Below are 11,167 nucleotides of genomic sequence, written 5' to 3'. Positions count from 1 at the left end.
GGACGCAATGGATTTTCTTGGCGGAATTGTTATTTGGGCCGGAGTTGCCGTTGCTGCGGCCATTCTTGGCGGCGTGCTCGCAGGCATCAAGAACCGCGATTATTCCTCGTGGATCGCATGGTCGTTCCTGCTACCGCCTATTGCCCTGGTGCTGTTGCTGCTTCCCCGTCTCGAAGGTCAGCGTCCGCGCCAGCCTCGGCTTGATGAAAGCGAGCGCGGCAGCTGGTGAACTTGCAGGCGGAGTCAAATCCAACGCCGCCGCCGCTTCGCGTCAACTCTCGGCGTCATCTTCCCAGCCGCCACGCGCACGTATCGAAGCCTGCGCTGCCGCCAGCCGCGCGATAGGTACGCGGTAAGGCGAGCACGAAACATAATCGAGCCCGGTCTTTTCGAAGAAGTCGATCGACTTCGGATCGCCGCCATGCTCGCCGCAAATGCCAACCTTTATTCCCGGCTTTGCCTCGCGGCCCTGCTCAACGCCATAACGCACAAGCTCACCGACGCCGCCGATGTCGATCGACACGAACGGATCGACCGCAAAAATGTGCTTCTGCGTGTAGGCTTCCAGGATCGGCGCAGCGTCATCGCGGCTGAGACCCAGCGCCGTCTGCGTCAGGTCGTTGGTGCCGAATGAAAAGAATTCGGCGCCCTCTTCGCCCTCAGCGATTTCACCCGCACGCAAGGCTGCACGCGGCAGTTCCACCATGGTGCCGATGGTGTAATCCAGCTTGCCGCCGGTTTCCTTCTCAACAGCGGCGGCCGTGCGCACAATCATGTCGCGCACCGCCGTGAACTCGGCGCGGAAGGCGACCAGCGGCACCATGATTTCCAGCGCAACGCTTTTGCCCAGACGCTTCTCGACCGCAATGGCGGCCTCAAACGCTGCGCGGGCCTGCATCTCCGGCACTTCCGGATAAAGGATTGCCAGACGGCAGCCGCGGAAGCCTAACATCGGATTGAATTCGGCAAGCTGCGTCATGCGCTGGCGCAGCCTCTCGACCGCAACACCAAGATCAGAGGCAATCGCGGGCCACTCATCGGGATTGTTCGGCAGAAATTCGTGCAGCGGCGGATCCAGCAGGCGCACCGTAACCGGCAACCCCACCATGATTTCGAACAGCGCTTCAAAATCTCCGCGCTGCATCGGCAGAATTTTTTCCAGCGCCTCGCGTCGCCCCTCTGCCTCATCGGCCAGGATCATCTGGCGCATGGCAAGGATACGCTCGGTGTCGAAGAACATGTGCTCAGTACGCGCAAGGCCGATACCTTCGGCACCGAACTCACGTGCCTGGCGGGCATCGCGCGGGGTATCGGCGTTGGCACGCACGGCCATGCGGCGCTCGGCATCGGCCCATGTCATGAGGGTTGCGAAAGCGCCCGAAAGCTCCGGCTCACGCATCTTCGCCCGGCCGAACAGCACCTGTCCGGTGCCACCGTCGATGGTGATGATGTCGCCCTTGTGCAGCGTGCGCTTGCCTACTTTCAGCGTACCCGCTTTCGTATTCATGCGCAGCGCGCCAGCGCCCGAAACACAAGGCCGCCCCATGCCGCGCGCCACCACCGCCGCGTGACTGGTCATGCCGCCACGTGCCGTGAGGATGCCAACCGCCGCGTGCATACCGTGAATATCTTCCGGGCTCGTCTCAAGACGCACCAGAATAACTTCGCGGCCCTGCGCACGTTCTGATTCAGCGTCGTCAGCGGTAAAAACAATTTCACCGGATGCAGCACCGGGCGAGGCGGGCAGGCCCGTTGCCAGCAGGTCCTTCGCAGCTTCCGGATCAAGCGTTGGGTGCAGCAACTGGTCGAGCGCCGATGGATTGACGCGCATCACCGCTTCCGATTTGGAAACGATGCCCTCGTCGGCGAAATCGACAGCGATGCGCAGCGCTGCTTCCGCCGTGCGCTTGCCGGAACGCGTTTGCAGCAGCCACAGCTTGTCGTTCTCGATCGTGAACTCGACATCCTGCATGTCGCGATAGTGCGTTTCCAGCCGCCGGAATACCTGCACCAGATTTGCGTACAGCGCCGGCATCAGCGTTTCGAGCGAAGGCGCTTCCTCACCGGCTTCGATGCGCGCCCGCTCCGTCAACGACTGCGGCGTGCGGATACCGGCAACGACATCCTCCCCCTGCGCGTTGACGAGAAACTCACCATAGATCTCATTCGCGCCGGTAGAAGGGTTACGCGTGAACGCCACGCCGGTGGCACTGCGCTCGCCGAGGTTACCGAACACCATCGCCTGCACGGTTACGGCCGTGCCCCAGCTGTCGGGGATGTCGTGCAGACGGCGATAGGTTTGCGCACGAGCGTTCTGCCATGAACCGAACACGGCGGCGATGGCGCCATAAAGCTGCTCGCTGGTGTCCTGCGGAAACGGGCGGCCCAGCGTATCCACCACCGCCTGCTTGTAGGACTCGATGATCTCGGCCCAATTGTCGGCTGTAAGGTCGGTATCGGATGAAAGCGCATTGAGGTTCTTGAAGTCCTCAAGCAGATCCTCGAACACGCCGTGATCGACGCCCAGCACGACATCGGCATACATCTGGATGAAGCGGCGATAGCTATCGTAAGCGAACCGGCGATCACCCGAACGATTGGCGAGGCCTTCAACCGTTTCGTCGTTGAGGCCGAGGTTGAGGATGGTGTCCATCATGCCCGGCATCGAGGCACGGGCACCGGAACGCACCGAAAGCAGTAGCGGCCGCTCGACATCGCCGAACGTCGCGCCCACCTCATGGCCGATAAGTTGCACAGCCTTCTCGGCTTGCGGCTTCAGGCCCTCAGGCAGTTTGCGGCCCGCAGCGTAATAGGCGTCACAAACCTTCGTGGTGATGGTGAAGCCCGGCGGCACCGGCAGCCCGAGGCTTGCCATTTCGGCGAGATCTGCCCCCTTGCCACCCAGAAGCTCTGCCATGTTCGCCCGGCCGTCGACATATCCGGCAGCGAATACATAGACCCACTTTGGCTCGGCCTTGGCCGACCTGTCTGCCATCCGTATCTATCCTTGCAGCGCTGTCCGGTGCGGTGCCGCGCCGTTATCATATGGTGGCATATCAGCCTCTTTGCCCGGCCGAAAGGTGAAGGGGTGCCCTTGCGTGAAACTGTGGGTTTGCCCTGTCCGTTCCCGGCTGCCTTTGACGCGGCGGCAATGATATTTCACTGTGTCGCGCACGAAGGCGGAGACGAGCTTATGAGCGAACAGCTAAACCAAGTCCTGACAACCCTGGATGACACGAGTGATGCGGCGCTGGCGCGGCTGTTCCAGTTACTGCGGATTGAAAGCATATCCACAGATCCCGCCTATCGGGCGAGGTGTCAGGAAGCCGCAAACTGGTGCGCTGAAGAACTGCGCGACCTCGGCTTCGATTCCCGGGTGGTGCCTACATCCGGCCATCCGATGGTGGTGGCGCACGACACCACGCCGCCGGACGGCGATGTCCCGCACGTGCTGTTTTATGGTCATTATGACGTTCAACCGGCCGATCCGATCGATCTGTGGAATTCGCCGCCGTTCGAGCCGATCATTGCATCCGATCCGGTCAATGGGCAGGTGATTGTTGCCCGCGGCGCTGAGGACAACAAGGGTCAGCTGATGACCTTCCTCGAAGCCGTGCGCGCCTGGAAGAGCGTTGCGGGCAACCTGCCCGTACGCGTGTCCGTCATGTTGGAGGGTGAGGAAGAGTGCGGCTCGCCATCGCTGCCCGCATTCCTGGCTGAGTATGGCGACGAACTCAAAACCGACGTTGTGCTGGTCTGCGATACCGGCCAATGGGACAAGGACACGCCCGCCATCACCACCATGCTGCGTGGCCTCGCCGCCATCGAAGTGACGGTCAACGGCCCCGCGCGCGACCTGCATTCAGGCATCTACGGTGGCCCGGCCGCCAACCCGATCCGCGTGCTGACGCGCATCGTGGCGGCCATGCACGACGACAACGGCCGCATCACCATCCCCGGCTTCTATGATGGCGTTTCCGAGCCATCACCCGCACAGATCGAACAGTGGGGTACGCTTGGCTTCCGCGGCGAAGATTTTCTCGGCGCCGTTGGCCTGAAGCATCCTGCGGGCGAAAACGATCGCTCAGTGCTGGAGCAGTTGTGGTCACGCCCGACGCTGGAATTCAACGGCATCACCGGCGGCTATCAGGGCGTCGGAACCAAGACAGTCATTCCCGCCAAGGCTTCGGTCAAGATCACCTGCCGGCTGGTGGCGGGGCAGGATCCCGAGCGGCTGCTGAACGCGATCGAGGAATTTGTGCGCGCCCGCCTGCCCGCCGATTGCAGCGCCCAATTCTCATCGCGGCAGACCGGAACCGCCATCTCCTTCGCAACCGATACGCCGGCCATGCAGGCTTCAGCGGCTGCACTCGCCGACGAATGGGGGCGCGCTACCGTTCTGATGGGATCGGGCGCTTCCATCCCCATCGTCACGTCGTTCAAGGAAGTGCTGGGGTCGGACAGCCTGATGATCGGCTTCGGCCTCGATGACGACCGCATCCACAGCCCGAACGAAAAATACAATCTCACCAGCTTCAAGAAGGGTGCCCGGAGCTGGGCGCGGATTCTGCACAGGCTGGCGCGTACAGCTTCATCCGGCACGCCATCTGCGGCTGGCTGAGCGGAAACATCGGTAGCGCCATTGAGGCATCAGACCGCCACAAAATCCTGCCTCTCTGGCCATATTCGACAATAACGCTACTCGACATCAACGCACGGACACACAGCGCTGCCGATGAAAAACAAATCCATACCGTCGATCATCGTCATCGTGCTCTGTGCGCTGGCCGTACTCGTGTTGCGCAACATTGATGCCCCCAACGCACAGGAACAGCACGGGCGCAGTTCATCGTCATGGCCGAGCAATGCCTCCAAGCCGAAGGGCCCAGGCGGCATGGCGCCTCCCAACACGGCTGGCGCGTTCGACTATTACACCATGGTGATGTCGTGGAGCCCCACGCACTGCTCCAACGCCCAGGAAGGGCGCGACGACGAGCAATGCGCGCGTATCGACGGACACCGCCATGGCTTCGTGCTGCACGGCGTGTGGCCGCAGTATGAGCGCGGCTACCCGGAAGCGTGTCGTTTGCCCGGACGCCGGCGTCCCTTCGTGCCGAATGAAGTCATCAATGGCATGCTGGACATCATGCCATCGCGCGGGCTCGTCATTCACGAATACCGCACGCACGGCACATGCTCGGGGCTAGATCCGGCAGCCTACTATGCGCTCTCGCGCCGCCTGTTCAATGTCGTGAAAATTCCGGACCGCTTCCGCAATCCGTTTGAAGCGCAGTTCATGTCACCGGAAGATGTCGAGGCCGAGTTCGTTCGCGCCAATAACTGGCTGCGTCCTGAAATGATATCTGTCGGCTGCTCTGGCTATGGCAATCGCCTGCGCGACGTCCGCATCTGCTTTACCCGCAACGGCCAGGGCCGTGCGTGCGGTGACAACGAAGCGCAGAACAAGATGTGCCGCGCCCGTCAGGTCAACGTCCCGCCGGTGCGTTCATCGCCACGGCGCGCCAACACCGGCAGCACGCCTACCGATATGAAACCGGAACGCGATCGCGGTTTGCCCCGCCCCAAGATTCTGGACTGGCGCGACTGAAGCTGATCGCGTGAACTTGATCGCGGCTGTCGCACCAACTGTTCGCATCCGCAGCGGAACCCGATGATGGCCGCGCCGCACCAATACCGGCGCGCGCGCCGGTGAACTGTTCTACCGCATGACTGCGCGACAGTGATCTGTTCGCGTATCGGCCTACGATAGATCGTGCACCACGCGACGCATGCCGTTGCTGCATCGCAGCGACGTGCCGTCCACTCCGTGAGCTTTTCGGCCACCCTCTGTGGAAATTCGCCGGTTCGAAGCACCTGGGCCACACCAATGGGGTTGCCCGGCAACACATTGCTCCGCAGACTTGCAGAAGTGATTCACAGGCAGGCGGATGCACGATGCGGGAGACGACATCAGAGGATCAGCGGGACGAGGCATTGCCCGTTCCGGCGGTCTCTTGGGTGTTTCACCCCTTGCCCGCCGAGCCCCGGCGCCCTTCGCTATGGAAAGTCACCGCGGCCGCGCTGGTAAGCGTCGTCGGCGGATCTCTGATCTGGCAAGGCGCCAAACATTCACCGAGTGCGGTCGCCACTGCTGAAGACGAATCGGCCTTCGCCGAGATGGTGTTGCCCGCCGATGAAATCTTGATGACAGGCAGCCTGCCAACGATCCATCAAGTCAGCCCCAATGCCTGCACGAGTCTCGAACTCGATCGTGCGACCAACCGCACGCTACGGCGTCCTTGCCCGCCGGACGGCCTTGCCCTGCGGCTTGAAGCTGATCGGCAGCGCGAAGATGCCGTGCTGGCATCCGGCTACACGATCCTGAACAACGGCGAATAGCGCCGAACTCCGCGCGATCATCATCAGCGTACAGCGGCCGGCGGCTTTACAGTGCGACTGGCCCGCTTTCTCGTACGCACATATGCGCGCCGATAGCAGACGTTGGGCGACTTTTTTCGGTGGGGCAAGCGGCTCACATCTTCTGAGCTGAAGGCTTACGAGGCCAGCTCGCGCATCTTGCCGGCAGCGGGTTTCCGACGAGAACCGAAAGCTGGCCCCTGGCCTCGCGGGCACACCACTGAGGGCGGAGGTATGCCCGGCGCATTGGCGCGCAGTTCACCGCTGAAAAGCCAACGGACTACCACCGCCAAATCGTGAATTCCGCCGGAAGCAATAGCTCCGTTGTATGACAGCGCTGTGTCGATCTCTGTATACGCCGCATCAGAAAACACAAAATGCCCGCCACGGAAATTCCGTGCGAGCACAAAAATTAAGAACTCAGAGAAAGCGCCGGAGTCGAGCGCGAACGCTCGACTCCGTAGCCATCAGCTCAGACTGATCAAGGGACGGTAACCTTGACAGAGAACACGAACGCCGAACCGCACTGGAACACTGGGCCATTGCAGAAATTGCCCGAGTTGCTCACGTTGGTATCCCAGTAACGGAAGTCGAAGTTGATGTTCTCAACTGCGAGATCCAGACCGGCATTCCAGTAGAGGTAGTTGTCGCGGCCATTACCGAAGGCAGCGCGATAGTTTGCATCATCGCCGATCTGATAACCGAGCGTACCGTTGATGGTCGGCGTGAAGATGCCGATCTTGCGGAACTCGTAGCCAGCATTGCCCTGGAATGTCCAGACGCTGCCGGTCTCACCGGTGTATTCCGGCGACCAGAAGATCGTCAGGCCCGTGGCAAGGTTCGGGATCAGGTTGCCGCTGACGCCAGCCTTGAACTCGACCATGTCAAGCTCAGCACCGCGATCAGATGCACCCGGATAGAAGTAGTAGATAACGCCGAAATCGAACTCAGCGCCGTTCCAGGTCGGCTTGAAACCACCGTAGAGGTTCATTTCCGCGTTAGCGTTGCCGCCCGTGGTGTAGGGACGAACGCCGTTATCGAAATCAACGCCGGAGACCCAGTAACCGGCGTAGAAGATGCCGTAGCCGATGTCGGCGCCGCCCTGCAGAACGGGATCACGGCTCGACTGCGAGAAACCACGGAAGATGTAGTCCGAGGTTGCAGCGAGGTTGAAGGAGTACGTGAACTCACGTGCCGGTGCAGCAGCAGGAGCCGCCACCTGGTAGCCCTCGTATCCGTCAGCGACCGCGCTACCGGAGAGCGCGACCAGCGCCAGTCCAGCCGCCCCGCAAGCGCCCGCCAATTTTGAAAATTTCGTCATGCCGATCTAATTCCTCTTGCGTTCCCGGCCGGCACCCATCGGCGTACTGAGACACTGCGCTCAGATGGTGCTCACCCGACTTCATGTTTCCCCGACAGCGGGACATGAGCGCTGTGACGCAAGACAACCACGCTCTCCGCTCCGTACTCTCCGATCACCCTGACGTTGCATCAGCCGATCAGTGTTCCCTCTCCCCAAGCCGACGAAGCCAGCTTCGGAAATGCATCTGCGGAACGCCGTACAAGAATCCACATTGAGCTGTTGAAAGAACGAACTAATTCACGGGAGTTCACAAGGATAAATGGAGTTATCCAATTGATCGCATTTACATCCGTTGCACGCACGCCACTCAAGCCTATTTTTTGTGCGGATGCCGCCTGTTTACTTGGCAAAACTGTAACGTTTGACGGGCTTTGGATACAGGTTTGCCGCACCCAGCGATCGGGCGATATTTCTCCAGGACCGCATAGCGATGTTTGCTGAATTGGCCGTCATCTGCATAATTGACGAGCAAATAGTGCGAGGCCTAAGCCGCGCGATTGTCGCGCATCCACGTTTCATAGCGCAGGCGGGCAATCCGATAAGCGTCTGGAATCGATAGCGCCCACACGAACAGCCCGCCGGCCGAGCGACCTATAAATGAAATCTCCGGCCCGGCCGTATGCCAGGTCGCCAGTGCCAGTAGCAGAGAAAAGAAGGCAAAGCCAAAACCGCGTTGTGGCAATCCCAATGCAACATGGCCCGCACCCGGCAAAACAATAGCCAATGCAAGAATTAGGTAAGGATTGATTGGCCGCTTGTGTTTATTCGTCATCGGCGTGTGATTTGAGATGATCTTCTATCGATAATTGAAGCCATTTCGCCCATTGCGTGCATCAACGCCGCCACCGTTGCTCTCCTTAACTGGCGTCGTCGGCAGCACAACCTTCCACACCGTCAGCAAGCGTCCGAAGGCTCGCAATCGCCCCGATCAAAGTACTGACGGCAACCGGGCCACGGTCAAACGCCGCCTGTCGAAGGAGGAGGTAGTCTCCTCGCCGCCCCTCGTCGACCTGACGGATAAGGCGCAAACCTTTCCGGGTTGCAGCCACTTCCTTTATGACCGGATCGGCAAGTATGCCGCCAACCGTTGCCCCGACCCTTTGCAACATGTGCTCCGATAAAGGACTTTCCCCTCGCACGATACACTCGCGCGGAAAGCCTGTCGGCACATCGATAAAGTGATGAAAATCCGCGGTGAGGCTGAAAAACTCGTAACCCGAAGGCCGCACCAGAACAGCGAAGCCACTGGCCCCGATATCCATTGGCCGCAGCTCTGTGACCTGCAGCCAGAGCTGCGGCAGCCGCCGGATTGTCATGCCATCATTGAACAGCCGAACCTGGAACGACCGTCCGCCGTGTTCGCCTGCAAGCGTCGGAAATCCGTCACCACTGTGCGTGACCTGAACGTTTTCGAACAGATCCGCACACTGATCCAGAAGTCGCCGCCGTTGCGCAACCATTCGGCGATGATCACGATAGCCCCATGCCGCCACCGCACCGGCGATACTCGCGATCAAAAACGCGCCAAGCAACGAGCTATCCTTCTTTCAATCGTGATGCCAGCGAGCCGATGCTGCGCCGAAGGCTAGCGCGCGATAGTCAGTATCCTACCGGCCTTGGCCACGGCATCGCAAACTGCTCGCCTCGCCGAACATACTTGTAGCGGTGCACGGCGAACCACAGCGAAGCCACGATATAGAAAACCATCATCGCGATGAGCTGAGTTCCGTAACCCAGGAAAACCGCAACGTACGTCGCAGAACACAAGACCAGAAGTATCACCGCCGGCCATGGATGGAACGGGTGCACATAGCTACGCTTGATCGATCCAAGTGGCCACTTGCGCCGGAACAGCATAACGTTGAAGGCCATGAAGGTATATTCGAGCAGGCCGGACAAGATCGAAAACGTGATCACCCGATCCAGCGGCGCGAAGTAGGCAAACACCAGCGCCACCGGCACCAAAAAGGCAATTGCCCGGTACGGCGTGCGATACTTCGGATGCACGGCGCCGAACACCTGCGGCAGATAGCGATCGCGTCCCATCGAGAACCAGGCGCGTGAAGCATCGTTGATGCAGCAGTTCGCCGAAGCGAGCGCTGAAAATATCGTGCCGATAAACAGCAACACCATCAGCAGAGTTGAGTTTGTCAACCGCGCGGCGTCGAACAGCGGCGTCACCGATTGCCCGAGATACTCCCACGGCATCAAGCCGGAGCAGATATACCAGGTCATCGTCGACGCTATCAGCAGCGTTACGATGCCGGTCATGGTGCCAAGCGGCAGCGCACGCGCCGGGGAACGCACCTCCTCGGCCGCCTGCGTCGTGCCTTCGATGCCGAGATAAAACCACATGCCGAAATGCAGAGCCGCGAGCACGCCCAGCCAGCCATACGGCAACCCCGTCAACAGTTGGTCGTGCTTGATGTACGCGTCACTCCACGGCTGCACCGCAAAGAACAGCACACATATAAATACAAAAGCGAACGCTGTGATGACGAGACTGAAAGTCAGGGTTGTGTAGACGCCGCGGTAGTTCAGCCAGGCCAGAAACACGATCGTCAGCACGATGAACGGTTTATCGCTGGCGTCCTCGAACCCCGCCATCACGCCAACAATCTGCACCAGATGGCCCAGCGTGATTGCATTGGCGGCTTCCACCATAGTGTAGGCAAACACAAGGTAGAGCCCGACGTTGAAGGCCATCAGCGGCCCGACGATGTGCTTGGCGTGCGCGTACTGACCACCCGCAGCAGCAACGCTGGACGTCACCTCGGAGTCGATCATCGCCACGCAGGTGTAAAGCAAACCGGCGAACCAGCAGGCAATCAGCGCTGCAATCGCGCCGCCTTTGCCGACCGCGAAATTCCAGCCCATGTATTCGCCGACAAGCACGATGCCGACGCCGAGGGCCCATACGTGCCCCGGGCCAAGGACGCGCAACAGCGAGATGCGCTCGCCACTGGAAGATGCATCGACTTTCACCTAATGCTCCGCTTTTGCAGCGAGGCAGGTGCTGTGGCGTCTTCTGACAGCGCGCTGGAAACTTGGCACGCCCGAGAATGAAGCGGCAGTCGATATGAAGCTATCGTCGTCGCAGCGGGCTTTCCCTGCGCACTTCTTCGAGCCCAGATCGCAGATGTCTGCACAGACAGGGCATAAACTCTGTCCTCGCGGCCGAACATCCTTTTGACGCAAGCGCCAGAAGGCTTCTGCTGCATACTCCCCCCTTGCGGGCTTGGATTGCGCTTCCCCATGTTGCCTTGTCGGCAAGCTATTTTTCCGACGTAAATTTGCTCTGCATGGTGTCCATTGACAAGTTGGATGATGGTAGCAACCTGAACGCGCAGTGATCGGGCAAGGCCACAACGACGACGCGCGCGTAAG

9 protein-coding genes are annotated in these 11,167 nt (G+C 60.3%); 4 read left to right on the top strand and 5 right to left on the bottom strand.

Annotation, left to right across the window (positions count from 1 at the left end):
* The first annotated feature begins 7 nt into the window (after positions 1-7).
* Positions 8-229 carry a hypothetical protein gene (locus QEZ49_RS00965; protein WP_280383352.1) on the top strand — a complete coding sequence of 74 codons (222 nt, stop codon included), beginning with the start codon at positions 8-10 and terminating at the stop codon, positions 227-229.
* Between the two features lie 42 nt (positions 230-271).
* Here QEZ49_RS00965 and ppdK read toward each other — a convergent pair whose 3' ends face one another.
* Complete coding sequence (gene ppdK / locus QEZ49_RS00960; RefSeq protein WP_280383350.1) at positions 272-2,995, bottom strand: pyruvate, phosphate dikinase; 2,724 nt, start codon at positions 2,993-2,995, stop codon at positions 272-274.
* 198 nt (positions 2,996-3,193) lie between these two features.
* On the opposite strand from ppdK, the gene QEZ49_RS00955 reads away from it, so the two are divergent.
* The 3 genes from QEZ49_RS00955 to QEZ49_RS00945 all read left to right on the top strand — a co-directional run bounded on the left by QEZ49_RS00955 (position 3,194) and on the right by QEZ49_RS00945 (position 6,399).
* Positions 3,194-4,621, top strand: a complete 1,428-nt coding sequence (locus tag QEZ49_RS00955; protein ID WP_280383348.1) for a dipeptidase — start codon at positions 3,194-3,196, stop codon at positions 4,619-4,621.
* Between the two features lie 114 nt (positions 4,622-4,735).
* Positions 4,736-5,608, top strand: a complete 873-nt coding sequence (locus tag QEZ49_RS00950) for a ribonuclease T (protein ID WP_280383346.1) — start codon at positions 4,736-4,738, stop codon at positions 5,606-5,608.
* A 347-nt stretch (positions 5,609-5,955) separates the two neighbouring features.
* Positions 5,956-6,399 (top strand): hypothetical protein, encoded by a 444-nt coding sequence (locus tag QEZ49_RS00945; protein ID WP_280383345.1) that lies wholly within the window; start codon positions 5,956-5,958, stop codon positions 6,397-6,399.
* Positions 6,400-6,898: 499 nt separating this feature from the next.
* On the opposite strand, the gene QEZ49_RS00940 is transcribed toward QEZ49_RS00945, so the two are convergent.
* The 4 genes from QEZ49_RS00940 to QEZ49_RS00925 all read right to left on the bottom strand — a co-directional run bounded on the left by QEZ49_RS00940 (position 6,899) and on the right by QEZ49_RS00925 (position 10,765).
* A complete protein-coding gene (locus tag QEZ49_RS00940) occupies positions 6,899-7,738 on the bottom strand; it encodes a TorF family putative porin (RefSeq protein WP_280383343.1) in 840 nt (279 codons plus the stop codon).
* Between the two features lie 526 nt (positions 7,739-8,264).
* Positions 8,265-8,552 carry a hypothetical protein gene (locus QEZ49_RS00935; RefSeq protein ID WP_280383341.1) on the bottom strand — a complete coding sequence of 96 codons (288 nt, stop codon included), beginning with the start codon at positions 8,550-8,552 and terminating at the stop codon, positions 8,265-8,267.
* 85 nt (positions 8,553-8,637) lie between these two features.
* Complete coding sequence (locus QEZ49_RS00930; RefSeq protein ID WP_280383339.1) at positions 8,638-9,312, bottom strand: hypothetical protein; 675 nt, start codon at positions 9,310-9,312, stop codon at positions 8,638-8,640.
* A gap of 67 nt (positions 9,313-9,379) precedes the next feature.
* On the bottom strand, positions 9,380-10,765 hold the full coding sequence (locus QEZ49_RS00925) for an amino acid permease (RefSeq protein WP_280383337.1): 1,386 nt from the start codon (positions 10,763-10,765) through the stop codon (positions 9,380-9,382).
* Positions 10,766-11,167: the final 402 nt, after the last annotated feature.

This window comes from Hyphomicrobium sp. D-2, from assembly GCF_029872155.1.
In the GTDB taxonomy this organism is placed as follows: domain Bacteria; phylum Pseudomonadota; class Alphaproteobacteria; order Rhizobiales; family Hyphomicrobiaceae; genus Hyphomicrobium_A.
The sequence above is the reverse complement of the archived record's forward strand: the minus strand, read 5'-3'. Positions and strand labels throughout refer to the sequence as shown.

Excerpts from the sequence above, each read along its gene's own strand:
- QEZ49_RS00965 (WP_280383352.1), top strand. The coding sequence starts at position 8 with ATGGATTTTCTTGGCGGAATTGTTATTTGGGCCGGAGTTGCCGTTGCT.
- ppdK (WP_280383350.1), bottom strand. The coding sequence starts at position 2,995 with ATGGCAGACAGGTCGGCCAAGGCCGAGCCAAAGTGGGTCTATGTATTC.
- QEZ49_RS00955 (WP_280383348.1), top strand. The coding sequence starts at position 3,194 with ATGAGCGAACAGCTAAACCAAGTCCTGACAACCCTGGATGACACGAGT.
- QEZ49_RS00950 (WP_280383346.1), top strand. The coding sequence starts at position 4,736 with ATGAAAAACAAATCCATACCGTCGATCATCGTCATCGTGCTCTGTGCG.
- QEZ49_RS00945 (WP_280383345.1), top strand. The coding sequence starts at position 5,956 with ATGCGGGAGACGACATCAGAGGATCAGCGGGACGAGGCATTGCCCGTT.
- QEZ49_RS00940 (WP_280383343.1), bottom strand. The coding sequence starts at position 7,738 with ATGACGAAATTTTCAAAATTGGCGGGCGCTTGCGGGGCGGCTGGACTG.
- QEZ49_RS00935 (WP_280383341.1), bottom strand. The coding sequence starts at position 8,552 with ATGACGAATAAACACAAGCGGCCAATCAATCCTTACCTAATTCTTGCA.